Source organism: Candidatus Nanopelagicales bacterium (assembly GCA_030700225.1).
Lineage (GTDB): Bacteria > Actinomycetota > Actinomycetes > S36-B12.
This window is the reverse complement of sequence record JAUYJT010000020.1, coordinates 34625-51337: the sequence shown is the minus strand read 5'-3', so window position 1 is coordinate 51337 and position 16713 is coordinate 34625. Positions and strand designations below refer to the sequence as shown.

Annotated in this window: 14 protein-coding genes; 13 read left to right on the top strand and 1 reads right to left on the bottom strand. The window is 66.5% G+C overall.

The window, feature by feature from the left end:
• Positions 1-43 precede the first annotated feature (43 nt).
• The 5 genes from alsS to Q8P38_02625 all read left to right on the top strand — a co-directional run bounded on the left by alsS (position 44) and on the right by Q8P38_02625 (position 6498).
• Entirely contained in the window at positions 44-1693 is a 1650-nt protein-coding gene (gene alsS / locus Q8P38_02645; GenBank protein MDP4013511.1) for an acetolactate synthase AlsS, read from the top strand.
• 17 nt (positions 1694-1710) lie between these two features.
• On the top strand, positions 1711-2601 hold the full coding sequence (gene budA / locus Q8P38_02640) for an acetolactate decarboxylase (protein ID MDP4013510.1): 891 nt from the start codon (positions 1711-1713) through the stop codon (positions 2599-2601).
• A 108-nt stretch (positions 2602-2709) separates the two neighbouring features.
• Positions 2710-4086 (top strand): glutamate decarboxylase, encoded by a 1377-nt coding sequence (locus Q8P38_02635; GenBank protein ID MDP4013509.1) that lies wholly within the window; start codon positions 2710-2712, stop codon positions 4084-4086.
• A 13-nt stretch (positions 4087-4099) separates the two neighbouring features.
• Positions 4100-5578, top strand: coding sequence for an amino acid permease (locus tag Q8P38_02630; GenBank protein ID MDP4013508.1), 1479 nt, complete (start codon positions 4100-4102; stop codon positions 5576-5578).
• A gap of 263 nt (positions 5579-5841) precedes the next feature.
• The gene (locus Q8P38_02625; GenBank protein MDP4013507.1) at positions 5842-6498 is read left to right on the top strand and encodes a hypothetical protein; all 657 of its coding nucleotides are present in this window, start codon (positions 5842-5844) and stop codon (positions 6496-6498) included.
• A gap of 146 nt (positions 6499-6644) precedes the next feature.
• Here the strand turns inward: Q8P38_02625 and Q8P38_02620 are convergent, their stop codons facing one another.
• The gene (locus tag Q8P38_02620; protein MDP4013506.1) at positions 6645-8105 is read right to left on the bottom strand and encodes an AMP-binding protein; all 1461 of its coding nucleotides are present in this window, start codon (positions 8103-8105) and stop codon (positions 6645-6647) included.
• A gap of 374 nt (positions 8106-8479) precedes the next feature.
• Between Q8P38_02620 and argC the strand changes: the two genes are divergently transcribed.
• The 8 genes from argC to Q8P38_02580 are packed head-to-tail and all read left to right on the top strand — an operon-like array spanning position 8480 to position 16688.
• Positions 8480-9517 (top strand): N-acetyl-gamma-glutamyl-phosphate reductase, encoded by a 1038-nt coding sequence (gene argC / locus Q8P38_02615; protein ID MDP4013505.1) that lies wholly within the window; start codon positions 8480-8482, stop codon positions 9515-9517.
• Complete coding sequence (gene argJ, locus Q8P38_02610) at positions 9514-10704, top strand: bifunctional glutamate N-acetyltransferase/amino-acid acetyltransferase ArgJ (protein MDP4013504.1); 1191 nt, start codon at positions 9514-9516, stop codon at positions 10702-10704. The genes argC and argJ overlap by 4 nt, the downstream gene beginning before the upstream one ends.
• Positions 10705-10711: 7 nt before the next feature.
• A complete protein-coding gene (gene argB / locus Q8P38_02605; GenBank protein ID MDP4013503.1) occupies positions 10712-11626 on the top strand; it encodes an acetylglutamate kinase in 915 nt (304 codons plus the stop codon).
• Positions 11623-12870: an acetylornithine transaminase gene (locus tag Q8P38_02600; GenBank protein MDP4013502.1), complete on the top strand. Its 1248-nt coding sequence runs from the start codon at positions 11623-11625 to the stop codon at positions 12868-12870. The genes argB and Q8P38_02600 overlap by 4 nt, the downstream gene beginning before the upstream one ends.
• A complete protein-coding gene (locus Q8P38_02595) occupies positions 12867-13376 on the top strand; it encodes an arginine repressor (GenBank protein ID MDP4013501.1) in 510 nt (169 codons plus the stop codon). Before Q8P38_02600 ends, Q8P38_02595 begins: the two co-directional genes overlap by 4 nt.
• Before the next feature lie 54 nt (positions 13377-13430).
• The gene (locus tag Q8P38_02590; protein ID MDP4013500.1) at positions 13431-14636 is read left to right on the top strand and encodes an argininosuccinate synthase; all 1206 of its coding nucleotides are present in this window, start codon (positions 13431-13433) and stop codon (positions 14634-14636) included.
• The gene (gene argH, locus Q8P38_02585) at positions 14629-16068 is read left to right on the top strand and encodes an argininosuccinate lyase (protein MDP4013499.1); all 1440 of its coding nucleotides are present in this window, start codon (positions 14629-14631) and stop codon (positions 16066-16068) included. Before Q8P38_02590 ends, argH begins: the two co-directional genes overlap by 8 nt.
• Positions 16065-16688, top strand: coding sequence for a DNA-3-methyladenine glycosylase (locus tag Q8P38_02580; protein MDP4013498.1), 624 nt, complete (start codon positions 16065-16067; stop codon positions 16686-16688). The genes argH and Q8P38_02580 overlap by 4 nt, the downstream gene beginning before the upstream one ends.
• Positions 16689-16713: the final 25 nt, after the last annotated feature.

Here is a 16713-nt window from a genome sequence, read left to right as displayed (position 1 = left end):
GCACCGGTTGAGTCGGGGCTATCGGCTCCCCTAGCGTTCGCTTATGGCTTCACGCACAGCGGGGGAGATCATCGCTGAGGGTCTGGAATTGCACGGAGTACGCCACGTCTTCGGCATCCCCGGGGCGAAGATCGACGGGGTCTTCAACGCGCTGGAGGATCACACGCCTGAGGTTGTCGTGTGTCGGCACGAGCAAAACGCCGCTTTCATGGCGGCCGCTGTTGGTCGCCTGACACGGCGTCCGGGAGTGTGCATCGCTACATCGGGTCCGGGCGCGACAAATCTCGTGACGGGGTTGGCGACTGCCACGACCGAGGGCGACCCAGTAGTGGCCCTGGTCGGTGCTGTGTCCCGGGCTGATCAGCCCAAACGAACTCACCAATCCCTGCATGCCGCCGAGATGTTCGCACCCGTCACCAAGCGGAGTATAGAGCTGCAGGACCCTGTCGACGCTCCGGACGTACTGGCTAACGCCTTTCGGATCGCTACCGAAGCGCCGTCGGGTGCTGTGGTAGTCACGCTGCCGCAGGACGTGTTGGCGGAGCGGACCGAGGCTCACGCGATCGGGTGGCATGAGCCACCGGAGCTTGGCCCGCCACCGGCACACGTGGTGCGTCAGGCAGCGGATCTGATCGCCGCGGCGGACTTGCCTGTCTGGATGATTGGGGCTCGCGGCAGTCAACCTGACGCCATCCCCCCGTCGCACGCGCTACTCAACGCCTTCCCGATGCCGATTGTGGAGACCTTCCAGGGCGCGGGCGCCGCGTGCGGGGATCCCGAGCACCTCTTCGTGGGGCGCGTAGGCCTGTTCCGCAACCAGCCGGGCGACAAGGTGCTGGCCAAAGCGGATGTCGTTATCACCGTCGGGTACGACCCGGTCGAGTACGAGGCGAGGTTCTGGAACTCCGGACGGCCGAAGAAGATCATCCACCTGGACTCGCTGGCGGCTGACTGGGATGCCAGCTACGAACCGGACATGGAACTGCGTGGAGGCATCGCGGCTACGATCGCGGCCCTCGGGGCGACGCTGACCCCGCGACCTTTGCCGCCAGGAATCGTCGCTGTCATCGACGAGAATCGGCCCGCCCTGGGTGGGGCACTCGAGTACGAGCTTGGCACGGCCCAACGCTGCCACCCCCTGGCGATCGTGTCCCAGCTGCGCCTCGCCGCACCCTTGGATGCGGTCGTTGCGTGTGACGTGGGCTCGAACTACATCTGGATGGCCCGGCACTTCCGCGCGGGGGGTCCCAACCAGCTGCTCTTCAGTAACGGGCAGCAGACCCTCGGCGTCGCGTTGCCTTGGGCGATGGCCGCGAGCTTCCTGGGGTATCGGGCCGTGTCCGTGTCCGGTGACGGCGGATTCTTGTTCTCCGGCGTGGAGCTGGAGACGGCCGTACGCAACGGCTTGAACCTGGTCCACGTCGTCATGCGGGACGAGGCATACGACATGGTGGCGTTCCAAGAAGTCATGAAGTATGGCCGAACCTCTGGCACACAACTGGGGTACTACGACGTGGTCGGATTCGCCCAGGCATTCGGTGCGACCGGGCTGCGGGTTGAGTCGGAAGATCAACTTCCTGAGGTTTTCGAAGCGGCGTTCAATACCCCTGGCGTTGTCGTCGTCGATGTCCCCGTGAACTACGAACATAACGCTGACCTTGCTGGCAGCCTGCTGCCGACCAGCTCTGCCTGACCAGCGAACAGGAGCACATGGTGAACGAAACCGGCACTCAGGGTCCCGCCGGGACCACCGGCTCTTGCTGGGACCTGGCGATCGCGGCGGCCGCGCACCACGCGGGGGGTGGCCGTTTGTCCCCCCATGAGGCTCACCATGAGATCTTCCAGGTGTCGACCATGAGCGCCCTGGTCGAGGGCATCCTGGACGGCGACACCCCGTACCGCGAGCTCATGCTCCACGGCGACTTCGGGTTGGGCACCTTCAACGGCCTGGACGGCGAGATGGCCGCGGTGGATGGCGCTTTCTTCCACATGTACGGTGACGGTTCCATCAAGCCCGTGAACCCCGATGATCTCACCCCCTTCGCCGCTGTCACGTTCTTCAGCGGCGACGCGGAGGTGGACGTCGCCGAGCCCCAGACGCGGGACGAGCTGCTGGCGGCCGTTGACGCCACGGTGCCCAGCGAGAACCTGTTCTACGCCATTCGGATCGACGGCACGTTCTCATACGTGACCACGCGCACAGCGGTGCGCCAGGAGCGGCCGTATCCATCGCTACTGGAGGCGACGGGGGGTCAAGTGGAGAACAGATTCGATAACGTCAAAGGGACTATCGTCGGCTTCCGCGCGCCGCACTACGCACAGGGCATGACAGTCGCTGGGTATCACCTCCACTTCCTCGACTCCGATCGAGCTCGCGGAGGACATGTGCTCGACTTCGTGATCGAGTCCGGCTCGGTGCTGGTGGACGAAGACACCGACGTGCACCTGGAGATGCCCACCTCGCCGATGTTCCTGGACACGCATATCGATACCGAAACCGAAGATGTCGCTCGTCAGGTCGAGGCGGCCGAGAACGCTCCCCGAGTGGGGGTCCCCCCGCCCGCCGCGCACGCTGGACCTGTGGATGACGACTTGGTCTGAGCAGCCGGGCGCGATTGGAGTGGACTCCCCGAGTTCGAAGTGGAAGCGTGAAGTGATCGAGTTCGGCGGGCTAAGGAAGCCGAACTCCTGACATCCGGAGGATCAATCGTGCCCGACGACTCGAAGGCGATGGCAATAAACCCGTTGTTCACCAGGCCTGGGGAGACATCCAGCCACCCGATGATGTCTTTGGCCGACACAGAGATGCTCTCGCAGACCGCCTACCAGATCGTCCACGACGAGGTGATGCGGGACGGCAACGCCCGGCTGAACCTGGCGACGTTCGTTGGCACCTGGATGGACCCGTGGGCCGATCGCCTGGCCGAGGAGACGGCTGACAAGAACATGATCGACAAGGATGAGTACCCCGCCACGGCTGCCATCGAGGACCGGTGCTGGCGGATACTCGGGGACTTGTGGCACGCGCCTGACCCGTCGAAGACGATCGGCACGTCAACAGTGGGCTCGTCGGAGGCCTGCATGCTCGGCGGCCTGGCGTTCAAGAGGCTTTGGCAACACAGGAGGCGGGCGGAAGGCAAGTCCACGGACAAGCCGAACATCGTGATGAGTTCGGCGGTTCAGGTGTGTTGGGAGAAGTTCGCCAACTACTGGGACGTCGAGATGCGCCTAGTGCCCATCTCGGAGTCGCACAAGACGCTGGACGCTGAGGGCGTGGAGAAGCACGTTGACGAGAACACGATCGGCGTCGTGGCGCTCTTGGGTGTGACCTACACCGGAATGTATGAGCCGATCGCGGAGATCGCCGCCGCTTTGGACCGGGTCCAGACCTCCACCGGCCTCGATATTCCGATCCACGTCGATGGGGCGTCCGGAGGCATGGTCGCGCCGTTCCTGCAGCCTGACCTGGAGTGGGATTTCCGGCTCGACAGGGTTCACTCCATCAGCACCTCGGGTCACAAGTACGGACTGGTCTACCCCGGCGTCGGGTGGGTGGTGTGGCGCGACAAGGAGTACCTGCCGGAAGACTTGATCTTCAGGGTCAGCTACCTGGGCGGCGACATGCCCACGTTCGCGCTCAACTTCTCACGACCCGGATCCCAGGTCCTGCTGCAGTATTACGTGTTCCTCAGGCTGGGACGGCCCGGCTTCGAGGCAGTGCAGGGGAACTGCCGGGATGTTGCCATGTTCCTGTCCGATGGGATCTCGCGGATATCGGCGTTCGAGCTGTGGAACGACGGCTCGCAGATCCCCGTATTCGCCTACAGATTGAAGCCCGACCACACCAAGAACTGGAACCTGTACGACCTGGCGGAGCGCCTGCGGCTGGCGGGCTGGCTGGTTCCGGCGTACCCGATGCCGGACGACCTGACTGATCTTGTCGTGCAGCGGATTGTGGTTCGGAACGGGTTGAGCATGGAGCTCGCCGGGAGCCTGCTTGAAGACATCCAGCGTGAAGTGGAGTTCCTGGACAGCCTCGATGGCCCGCTTCCACGCACCAAGCCGCGCGTGGCGTTCCACCACTGAACAGGAGAGAGTCGTGAGCCAGAAGCAGGAATCTACGCCGACCCCGAGGCCCGCAGCGCGAATCTCGATCTTCCAGCTGGCGATCCTTACTACTGTCACTGTCGCGAGCCTGCGCAGCCTGCCGACGATGGCCACTTTCGGGATGGGCAGCATCTTGATGTACGTCATCCCGGCGGTGTTCTTCCTCGTCCCGACAGCCTTGGTGGCGGCCGAACTGGCTACGGGGTGGCACGGTGGTGTGTACGTCTGGGTCAGGGAAGCGTTCGGCAATCGTTGGGGATTCCAGGCGGTCTGGTTGCAGTGGATACAGAACGTCGTGTGGTACCCGGTGCAGCTGGCCTTCATCGGCGCCGCCTTCGCCTACATGGTCGTGGACCCCGGCCTAGCCACTTCCGGGCTCTACACCGCGATCATCATCCTGGTGTTCTACTGGCTCGCCACCTTGCTCACGTTGCGCGGCGGCAACCTGTTCGCCCGCGTCGGGTCGTGGGCTGGGCTTGTGGGAACGATCATCCCGGGGGTCATTCTGATCATTCTCGGCGCACTATGGCTGTCGACCGGGAACCGGAGCCAGGTTCCCCTGGAGGCGGGGGACATGATCCCCCCGTTCGCCGGTATCGCGAGCATCGTGCTAATCGTCAGCAACTTCCTAGGATTCGCGGGGATGGAGGTCAACGCGGTTCACGCGCAGGACATGAAGAAGCCAGGCAAGGAGTATCCGAGGGCGATCCTGCTGGCGACTGTGTTGATCCTGATCGTGTTCGTGTTGCCGACGATCGCTGTGGCGCTGGTCGTCACCCCTGACGACCTGGGTCTGACGACCGGCATCGTCGTGGCGTTCCAGAACTACTTCGCTCACTGGGGCCTGGGCTGGGCCGCCCCGGTGCTCGCCGGGATGGTCGCGATTGGTGCCCTGTCGTCCGTCATCGCGTGGGTAGCGGGCCCGAGCCGGGGTCTACTCAATGCCGCACGTACGGGCCTGCTGCCTCCGCTTCTGCAGCGGCGCAACGCCGCCGGTGTGCAGGTCAACATCCTGATAATGCAGGGAATGATCGTCACGCTTCTGGCAGCGATATTCGTGGTTCTTCCCAATGTCAGCGCGGCGTTCTTCACGCTGGTCGACATGGCGGCGGCGCTGTACCTGATCATGTACATGCTGATGTTCGCTGCCGCGATCAAGCTGCGCCGCAGTCGGCCCGGTGTCGTGCGAAGTTACCGCGTGCCGGCCCTGACCGCTGTGGCGTCAATCGGGTTCATCGCTTCGCTGTTGGCGTTCCTGCTCGGTTTCGTCCCACCGAGCGGCCTGGCTGGGATACCGACGAGTGTGTACCCGTTCTTGATGGGTGTGGTGATCGTCGCGCTGGGGGTTCCTCCGCTGCTGTTCTTCCGCTTCCGGAAGGCCAAATGGGACCAGCGCACAGATTCCGAGAAGGCCCAGAGTGAGCAGGACATGCTGGCCAATCCGTTGCCCGCCTCGCCGGGCGCGTCCTGATCCGGTAGTGATCTTGTCGCGAATTCGGCCACATTTGGCCGCTTGCCGTCATTTTGGCGGCCACAGCCGCAGCCGCAGCTGACGAGCTGACCCGGAGGACTACGCAGCGTCATGGGGCACGTTCGCTGAGCAACAGCCTCTAGGAAGTGCTAGCTTCGCCGCATTCCCTAACGGGAGTACCGGCGAAGGCCGGGCGAATGGGATAGAGACGGGGCGTGAGCGCCATCGGCGGGCTCAGCCGTACAAGAGTTAAGGAGAAAACCATGAGAAAAGTAGGCATAGCTCTCGCAGCGGCCTTGACACTCGTCCTGGCCGCTTGCTCGAGCAGCCCGGCACCGCAAGAAACGCGGGAGGCGGCGGGGGATCAGACGGCCACTGTCACGTTCAACGGTGGGACGCTCAAGTTCCCGAAGGGTGACCCGCAGGCGATGGACGCGTTGGCTCCCATGACGGCGACCAACACGGGCGGCTCGAACTGGTCGATCCAGGACTTCGAATGGCCTTGCGTGTCTGAGAAGGTCTCAATCGGTACCGTATACGTCCAGTCGAGCGCGACCGCCGTCACGATGACGTGGGCTTCGGGCAGCCCGGAACAGACAACCTTCAGCACTGACGTGAGCGTCACGGTCTCAACTGACAAGCCCGCGGGCAAGACATGCACACCCGTTGCGAAGTCTGGGTTGTCGCTGCGCAAGGCTGATCTCGCCGGCGTCGAGAACGGTTCAACCGTAACGATCGCGATCTCGGGGCTCAAGGTCAGCTACGTGAAGTCGTCGGGGAGCGACTACAGCCTGGCGAACAGCAAGGTGTCCATCCCCAAGGCGACAGGCAGCGTACTCCTCGCGACCGTTATCAACGCGCTGTACGGGCTTCCCGGAACGGGTGCGGTGACCGCCGACCTCACCATCACGTCACCGTGACCAACTAGGTCCGCGGCCTCTGATCCTTCGGGCGGGAGCACCGCCTGAAGGAAACGGCCAAGGATCTGGTTGGCGTGAGCCGGGCCGACCTCAGCCCCGCGACCGGCGCGGGGCATGGGGCCGACCCGGCTCCACGTGGCCGGAGGTCACAGAAGCCGTCGCTGGACCTTGCCAAGCTCATCGCGGGGAATGGTGTCGTGCACGACGACCTTCTTCGGCCTTTGGTACGGCGCGAGGCGCTCGGCTGCCCAGTCCTGGATCCGTGCCGCCAACGCGTCGGGCTCGGCGTCCGGGTCGGCGGGCACGACGTGCGCTGCCACGACCTGTCCGAACGTTTCGTCCGCGATGCCGACGGCGACCACATCGGCGATCTCCGGATGCTGTTGAAGCACGGTTTCTACCTCGGCCGGGTGGACGTTCTCCCCGCCGCAGATGATCAAGTCGTCGTCCCGGCCTACGACCTTCAGGCGGCCTTCGAAGTCGATCAGTCCCTGGTCGCCCAGGGTCAGCAGACCCGACTCGCGCTTCGAATCGGTGCCGTCGACGTAGCCGTCGAACGCGATGGGCGAGCCGGCCCAGATCTCGCCGATCTGCCCTGGGCCGAGAGGTCTGCCCTGGTCGTCGAGGACCCTGACGTCGACGCCAGGAAGCGGCCGCCCCGCCGTCGACGGGTCAGCAGCGAGGTCTTCGGGAGACGCGCACGTAGTCGGCCCAGCCTCAGTCGACCCGTAGACGTTGTACAGCACCGGCCCGAAGGCATCGAGGAAGCGGGTGACCACATCAGGGCCTAGCAGTGACCCGCTAACGAGCACTCCTTCGAGGCAGGACAGGTCCCGGTCGCCCGGGCCCTCCTCGGCGAGGCGCCCCACGGCCACGGGGGTAGTGACGACTATCCGGGCGCGGTGATCTTCGACGGCGTCCAGGATGTCGGTGGCGGACGCGCGGGTGAGCATCACCTCGGTCACATCGAGCAGTCCCGCGAGCCTGTGGTTCATCCACCCCCACGCGTGGAACATGGGAGCGGCCATCACATGGGTCGAGCCCTGCCGGAAGGGCAGCGCTGCGAGCATCGAGACTGTGGCCTCGAGCGGAGTTCGAGACCGGTCGGCGCCCTTGGGCTTGCCAGTGGTCCCCGAGGTCAAGATCACGTGGCGCCCGCCCGGGGACTTCGTCAAGTCGGCTGGCGCGCCGATTGATCTGGACGCCAGGTCGTCGAGCAGCCACATGGGTGTTCCCTCGGGCAGCCGGGGGGCCAGGGCCGCGTCGGCGAGAACCAGCTTGATGCCGCGGTCGGCGATCATCGCCTCCAGTTGCGGCTCGGTGAATCCCGGGTTGAGGTAGACCAGGTCCGCTCCGGTCCGTGAGACCGACGCCATCGCAAGGGCGAAACCACCGCTGTTGCGGCCGAGGATCGCCGCGGTTTTGCCGGGCTCGAGTCCCGCTTCACGCAATTGATGCGTGCAGCTCAGCGTCAGCGCCTCGGCCTGTGCGAAAGTCCAGCGCTGGCCGTCAGTGTCGATGAGTGCGATTTGCTTGGGGTGGCGGGCCGCGCCGCCCGCCCAGCCGATTGACGGTGAGACCCCGCGGGTCAGCAGCTCGAGCGCCAATTGCAGGCCGTGCCAAGGTACGACCGGCGGTGTGAGTCGTGCACTCGTGGCTGCGCGGACTGCCGGTTTGATCAGGGAAGCTTTTCGTCGAAGATCCCGCCAAGCCATGGTCCCCATCATGGCGGGGTGTGGGCCGGGTCGCACTCCGGGCTTGGCCTGCCCGCCTCGGGGCATGGCCTGAAGCGGCGCCCCCCGCCCCGCAGAAGCGGCCGCTCCCGACAAACGCGCCCGTTGGGCAAGGAAACACTCGTTGCAACGGGCGCGTCTGTACCCAAACGAACGCGTTTGTCCGGAGCGGCCGCTTCTGCGATTGGGGGGTGGGCTCCACCTGGTGGAGTCGCGCCACAACAGCGATATGCGTATACTCGCATATCGTGAGCGATACTCATGCCGTCGCGATAGCGGGAGCCAGCGGGTACTCCGGTGGGGAATTGCTGCGCATCCTGGCGGGTCACCCAGGATTCGATGTGGTGATAGCGGGTGCCGGCGGCAAGGCGGGTAAGCCGATCACGGAGGTGCATCCGCATCTTGTGGACAACGCGGGGCGAGTATTCGACGCCACCGATCCAGACCGCATGGCCGACGCTGATGTTGTGTTCCTGGCCCTGCCGCACGGTGAGTCGGCGGCGATCGCTCGCAAGATTCCCTCAAGCACGCTGGTCATAGACCTTGGGGCGGACCACAGGCTGAGCGACGCCGACGCGTGGGAGTCGTTCTACGGTTCTGGCCACGCGGGAACCTGGTTGTACGGACTGCCCGAACTGGCGGGGACCAGGGACGCACTGCCCGGAGCATCCCGGATCGCCAACCCTGGCTGTTACCCGACAGCGGTCGGCCTCGCCCTCGCGCCGCTGCTGGCCGCGGGCTTGATGGAGCCTGATGATCTGATCGTCGTCGCGGCGAGCGGCACGAGCGGTGCTGGCCGGACACCATCGGATGCCCTGTTGGCCTCGCAGGTCATGGGGTCGATGACCGCTTACAAAGTCGGCGGAGTCCATCAACACACACCCGAGATGGAGCAAGTCCTGGGCCAAGCCGCGGGACAGCCGGTCAAGGTCTCGTTCACGCCGACGCTGGCGCCAATGCCCAGGGGGATCCTGGCGACGTGCTCGGGTCGGGTCGCGGGATCGGTGACTGAGGAGGACATCCGGGACGCGTTCCACGAGGCCTACGGCGCCGAGCCGTTCGTGCATCTGCTGCCGCACGGCCGCTGGCCCGCGACGGCCTCGACCGTCGGCTCGAACTGTGCGCACATTCAAGCCGCGGTGGACGCTAGGACCGGTCGCGTGACCGTTGTCTCGTCCATCGACAACCTGGTGAAGGGCGCGGCGGGCCAGGCTGTGCAGAACGCCAACCTGGCGCTGGAACTGCCCGAGACGATGGGCTTGGTAGCGAATGGGGTGGCGCCATGACGCGCGGAACGTCAGGGGCCGTTGGAGTGACGGCTGCCTCCGGTTTCCGGGCAGCCGGAGTCGCGGCGGGGTTGAAGAACTCGGGCAAGCCTGACGTGGCTGTCGTCGTCAACGACGGGCCGCTTCAGTCGGCGGCGGGGGTGTTCACGGCGAACCGCGTCAAGGCCGCTCCCGTCATCTGGACGCAGCAGTGTCTGGCCAAGCCGGACGCGGCCGCGTCCCAAATGCGCGCGGTGGTCTTGAACTCCGGCGGCGCGAACGCGTGCACCGGCGCGCAAGGGTTCGCTGACACTCGCGAGACCGCCGAGCGTGCCGCAGAGCTTCTGGACTGCGACCCGTCGTTGATCGGCGTCTGTTCGACCGGACTGATCGGCACTCCGCTGCTGATGGACTTGTTGTTGCCGGGAGTCGATGCTGCGCTGGCGAAACTGTCGCCGGACGGGGGCTCAGCGGCGGCGCACGCGATCATGACCACGGACACTCACGCCAAGACAGGTGTGGCCCGAACCGGTCTGGTCACCACGGGGGGCATGGCCAAGGGTGCGGGGATGCTGGCGCCGGAGCTGGCGACCATGCTGTCGGTGATCACGACCGACGCGATCGCGGACAGCGCCACGCTGGCTCGCGTACTGTCGCGCGCGGCTGAGCTGTCGTTCAATCGCGTGGACTCCGACGGCTGCATGTCCACCAACGACACGGTGCTGCTCCTGGCTTCGGGAGCCTCCGGCCACGAGCTGACCGAGCCGCAACTCCTCGACGCCGTGACCGAAGTTGCGCAGGACCTGGCCCTGCAGCTGATCGGTGACGCCGAAGGCGCGGGCAAGGAGATCCGCATCGAGGTGATCGGGGCCGACAGTGAGGCCGATGCGGTAGCCGCCGCGCGCGGGGTAGCCCGCAGCAACCTGTTCAAGTGCGCAGTACACGGTGAGGATGCGAACTGGGGCCGGATCCTGTCCGCCGTCGGCACGACGGATGCCGGATTCGAACCCGACGTGATTGACGTCGCGGTGAACGGAGTTTGGGTCTGTCGCGGTGGCGGAGTCGGCGAGGACCGGAACCTGGTCGACATGCGCGGCCGCGAAGTCCACGTCCTCATCGACCTGCACAACGGCAACGCCTCCGCGACGGTCTGGACGAATGATCTGACCGCCGACTACGTCCACGAGAATTCCGCCTACTCATCGTGAGGTTCACATGAGCACCCTTCGCACTACAGACCGCGCGACCGCGATCGCTCACGTCGGAGTCCTCGCCAAGGCCTTGCCCTGGATGACCCGGTTCCACGGAGCCACTGTCATTGTCAAGTACGGCGGCAACGCGATGATCGACGATGACCTGCGCCGGTCGTTCGCTGAAGACGTCGTGTTCCTGCGGCTGGCGGGATTGCGGCCCGTCGTCGTCCACGGAGGTGGCCCCCAGATCACCGAGATGCTTCAGCGGCTCGGACTGGACAGCGAGTTCCGGGGCGGTTACCGGGTGACCAGCCACGAGGCGATGGACGTTGTCCGGATGGTCCTGACCGGCCAAGTCCAGAGGCAGATCGTGGGCCTGATCAACGAACACGGCCCTCACGCCGTGGGGGTTTCCGGCGAGGACGCGCATCTGTTCGCCGCTGCCCGGCGGAACGCCATGGTGGACGGAGAAAGCGTTGACATCGGATTCGTCGGCGACATCACCGACGTGCGGCCGGACTTCGTGCTCACGCTGTTGGACGACGACTTGATTCCAGTGGTGTCCAGCGTTGGAGTTGGCGCCGACGGTGAGGTCTACAACGTGAACGCTGACGCCGCCGCGGCTGCCCTGGCCGTGGCCATCCGGGCCGACAAGTTCGTGCTGCTCACCGACGTCGAGGGCCTGTACGCGGACTGGGGGCGGGGCGAGAACCCGGAAGTCATCCGGACCCTGTCGCTGTCAGAGCTGAACGCACTGTTGCCGACGCTGGAGTCCGGCATGGCGCCGAAGATGCGGGCCTGCGCCGACGCGGTAGCGGGAGGGATTCCGCGCGCGCACGTCGTGGACGGCCGGATCCCCCATTCGCTCCTGCTCGAAGTGTTCACAGATGAAGGATTCGGCACCATGGTGCTGCCGGACGGGGTGGCGGACGAATGAACACCAAGCAGACCACCGACGCGCTCGCCGCAACCGCCGCCTTGGCCAAGCGGTGGCAGGCCGTGATGATGGGCAACTACGGAACGCCGCCGCTGGCGCTCACGCACGGCCAGGGCTGCCGGGTTTGGGACGTGGACGGCAATGAGTACTCCGACCTCATCGCCGGGATCGCGGTGTCAACCCTTGGCCACAATCACCCGGCGATCGTCGAGGCCGTCACCAGGCAGGTCAGCCGGATCGCGCATACCAGCAACCTGGCGATGCACGAGCCGGGCGTTCTCCTGGCCGAGCGGCTGACCGGGTTGCTTGGGCAGGACGCGCGAGTGTTCTTTTGCCAGGACGGCGCGACCGCGAACGAGGCCGCGTTCAAGATCGCGCGTCGGCACGGCTGGGAGAAGGATCCCAGCGGCGGGTCGTTGGAGATCATCGCCGCCGAAGGGTCATTCCACGGTCGGACCATGGGAGCGCTGGCGATCACGGGGGGCGCGCCGAAACGGGCGCCGTTCGAGCCCCTGCCCGGCCCCGTGAAGTTCGTGCCCTACGGGGACGCTGACGCGCTCGCCGACGCCGTGTCTGAGCGGACGGCGGCGGTGTTCCTCGAGCCGACGCTGGGCGAGGGCGGCATCGTCGTTCCTCCCGCCGGGTACATGGCCGAGGCCCGGCGCGTGTGCGACACAGCGGGGGCGCTGCTCATCGTCGACGAGGTCCAGTCAGGCATGGGGCGCACTGGGGACTGGTTCGCGATCTCGGCCCAGGGCGTCGTGCCCGACGTGATCACACTGGCTAAGGGCCTGGCCGGCGGGCTGCCGCTGGGGGCGTGCGTCGCGGTCGGCGATTGCGGCGGGCTGCTGCGGCCGGGCGACCACGGCTCAACGTTCGGAGGCAACCCGGTGTCGTGCGCGGCGGCGCTGGCCGTGATCGACACGATCGATTCGCAGGACCTGCTGGCGTCGGTCAGGCGGGTCGGGGATCGCATGGCGCGCGAGTTCGACGGGATTGACGACCCGTGGCTGCTTGGCCACCGGGGAGTAGGGCTGTGGCGCGGGCTGCGGCTCAGCGGCCCGAACGCGGCGGCGGTTGAGAAGGCCGCGCGGGACAAGGGATTCCTCGTCAACGCGGTGCGGCCTGACGTGGTTCGCGTCGCCCCGCCGCTGATCTTGTCTGAGCAGGAAGCCGATGAGTTCACAGCGGCGTTGCCGTCGATCTTCCGGTCCGCCCGCGCTGATCAGGGGGACCGGCCATGACACTGCCCAAGAGCCAGTCGGCCAGGCGGCTGCGGATAGTCCAGCTGACGCAGCAGCGGCCGATCACGTCCCAGACCGAGCTCCAAGCGTTGCTCGCCGACGAGGGCATTGAGGTAACGCAGGCCACGATCAGCCGCGACCTGGGCGCCTTGCAAGCGACGAAGGTCCCAGGGCCGGGCGAGAGTCTGGTCTACGCGGTGCCGGGGGAGGGCGGCGACGCCACGCCACGCTCACCGGACGCGGCATCGATCCGCACTGACCGGATGGCCAGAGTGTGTGAGGAGCTGCTAGTCAGCGTCGATGGATCGGCCAACGTCGTCGTGTTGCGCACTCCGCCGGGAGCCGCGCAATACCTGGCGAGCACGATCGACCACTCGGCCCTGCCCGGGGTAATAGGCTCGGTCGCCGGCGACGACACGGTGCTGTTGGTGACCAGGGAACCTGACGGCGCGCAGAGTGTGGGACGCCGGATCCTAGAGCTCGTCAATGACAGGGTGAGACCGTGACCGGGATGTGCGGCAGCGGCGCCGACGCCGGTTCGCTTCAGATGGAGGAAGAAAGTGACTGACCGCATAGTGCTCGCTTACTCGGGCGGGCTCGACACCAGCGTCGCGATCGGATGGATAGCCGAACTCACGGGCGCCGAGGTGATCGCCGTCGCTGTGGATGTGGGCCAGGGCGGCGAGGACCTCAGCGTCATCGCCAAGCGCGCGCTCGATTGCGGCGCAGTCGAGGTCGAGGTCGCCGATGCCCGCGACGAGTTCGCCGAGGAATACTGCCTGCCCGCGCTTCGGGCCAACGGCTTGTACATGGACCAGTACCCACTCGTGTCGGCGTTGTCCCGGCCGGTGATCGTCAAGCACCTCGTGGCCGCCGCGGCGAAGCACGGCGCCAGCACGGTTGCGCACGGTTGTACCGGTAAGGGCAACGATCAGGTCCGGTTCGAGGTCGGTGTTACGAACCTGGCGCCGGACGTGCGTTGCATCGCGCCTGTGCGGGATTACGCGATGACCCGCGATAAGGCCATCGACTTCGCCGAGCTGCACGGATTGCCGATCGACGTTACAAGGAAGTCCCCATACTCGATCGACCAGAACGTGTGGGGCAAGGCCATCGAGACCGGCTTCCTTGAGGACATCTGGAACGGCCCGACCGAGGACATCTACACCTACACCGACGATCCGGCCGTTCCGCGCGACCCCGACGTCGTCATCATCACGTTCGACGCGGGCTGCCCAGTAGCGATCGATGGGCGCGCGGTCACGATGCTTCAAGCGATCGAGGAGTTGAACCGCAGAGGCGGGGCACAGGGCGTTGGTCGGCTTGACCTGATCGAGGACCGTCTCGTCGGCATCAAGAGCCGCGAGGTGTATGAGGCTCCCGGCGCCACGGTTCTGCTGACCGCGCGGCAGGAGCTGGCGAACGTGACTATGGAACGCGACCTCGCGAGATTCTTCGGCACGGTGTCGCAGAGGTGGAGCGAACTGGTCTACGACGGGCTTTGGTTCTCACCGCTGAAGCGGGCACTGGACAACTTCGCTTTGGAGGCGAACAAGCCAGTGTCCGGCGACGTGCGGGTGTGCCTGCATGGGGGCCGCGCGGTTGTTCAAGGCCGCCGGAGCGCGGAGAGCCTGTACGACTTCGGGCTGGCGACGTATGACTCGGGCGACACGTTCGACCAGTCGCTGGCGAAGGGGTTCATCGAACTGTGGGGGTTGCCGAGCACATTGGCCTCGGCCCGGGACCGGCGAGCCGGCCGTGAGTGACTCCGGCGATGTCAGGCTCTGGGGAGGCCGGTTCGAAGGCGGCCCCGACGGGGCCATGGCCGCGCTGAGCAAGTCCACGCGGTTCGACTGGGTCCTGGCGCCGTATGACATCGCCCAGAGCCGGGCCCACGCGCGGGTTCTGCAAGGTGCCGGGTTGCTGGATGCCGATGAGCTGGATCGGATGCTGGGCGGGCTTGACCAACTCGCTGACGGCGTCGCGTCCGGGGCTGTGGTTCCCGCGCCCGGTGACGAGGATGTGCACACGACGTTGGAGCGCTGCCTGCTAGAGCTGCTGGGGCCGGAACTTGGTGGCAAGCTACGCGCGGGCCGGAGCCGGAACGACCAAGTGGCCACGGATCTGCGGTTGTATCTGCGGGACCAGTCCCGGGCCGTCGTCGCGGGGGTGCTTGACCTCGCGGGGGCGCTGACGGAGCAGGCATCGCGGCATGTAGATGTCGCGGCGCCGGGGTTCACGCACCTGCAACGCGCTCAGCCCGTGTCGTTCGGGCATGAACTGGCCAAGCACGTCCACGCTTTGCTGCGGGATGTCGAGCGGATGACCGATTGGGACCGGCGTGCCGCGCGCTCGCCCATGGGCGCTGGGGCGCTGGCGGGATCGTCGCTGCGTTTGGATCCCGAGGCCGTGGCGGTGGAGCTTGGATTCGATTCGCTGCTGGGGAACTCGATCGACGCGGTCAGCGACCGGGACTTCGCCGCGGAGTTCCTGTTCGTCGCGGCGATGCTTGGCGTGCACCTTTCCCGCCTCGGCGAGGAGATCTGTCTTTGGGCGTCTGTCGAGTTCGGTTGGGCCCGGTTGGATGACCGGTTCTCCACGGGGTCGAGCATCATGCCGCAGAAGAAGAACCCGGATGCCGCCGAGCTCGCGCGCGGCAAGGCGGGGCGGCTGATCGGGAACCTGACGGGGCTGCTGGCGACGCTGAAGGGGCTGCCGTTCGCGTACAACAGGGATCTGCAGGAGGACAAGGAGCCGGTGTTCGACGCAGTGGACCAGCTTCTGGTTCTGCTTCCGGCGCTGACGGGGACGGTGGCGACCTTGGTGTTCGACACTGGGCGCATCACCGGAGCGGCGCACGCCAGGTTCTCCCTGGCGACAGACGTGGCTGAGTGGCTGGTGCGGCGGGGAGTGCCGTTCCGGGATGCGCACGAAGCGGCCGGTGTTTGTGTGAGCATCGCTGAGCAGCGCGGGGTGGAACTTGGCGAACTGACTGATGCGGAGTTCGCGTCGGCTTCGCCGCGGCTGACACCCGAAGTCAGGAGCGTGCTCGACGTCCAAGGGGCGCTCGCGGCGCGGTCGACGTTGGGGGGGACGGCACCGGCGCGGGTGCGAGAGCAGATAGCCGGGCTGTTGGCTCAGATCGAGTGCCAGGCTGAGTGGGCGCAGCGCAACCCGGTGCCGGTGAAGCCGCGTTGAGCGGATCCGATGCTGAGGCGATGGCGGGCTTCGGGTCGGCGGTCGGTGAGTCGTTCTTCGCGCGGTCGGCGGACGTTGTGGCCCCGGATCTGCTCGGGTGCGTGCTCGTGGCCGGTGGCCCGGACGGGTCGGTGGCGCTGCGGATCGTCGAAGTCGAGGCCTATGGGGGACAGGGCGCGGACCCCGCATCGCACGCCTATCGAGGCCCGACGAAGCGCAACCAGTCGATGTTCGGCCCGCCCGGCAGCGCGTACGTGTACTTGTCGTATGGGGTTCATCACTGCCTGAACCTCGTGTGCGCCGAAGCGGGGCAGGGTGAGGCGGTTCTGATTCGCGGCGGCGATGTCGTGGCGGGGGAGGCCCTGGTCGCTGCCCGGCGGCCGGGTGCTTCGGGGCCGGGCCTGGCGATCGGACCTGGACGGTTGAGTGCCGCGCTGGGCATCGACTTGAGTTGGGACGGGTTGGCCTTGGGGCAGCCGATCGCAGGCGGCAGGTTCCTGGCGGTCCTGCGCGGGCGCGTGCCGCCGACCGACGCGGTCCGCTGCGGCCCCAGGGTCGGCATCAGCCGCGCCACGGACCGGCCCTGGAGGTTCTGGACCGAGGCCGCCGCCAAGTGTTGACCGCTGGAGTGTTGACCGCGCGGTC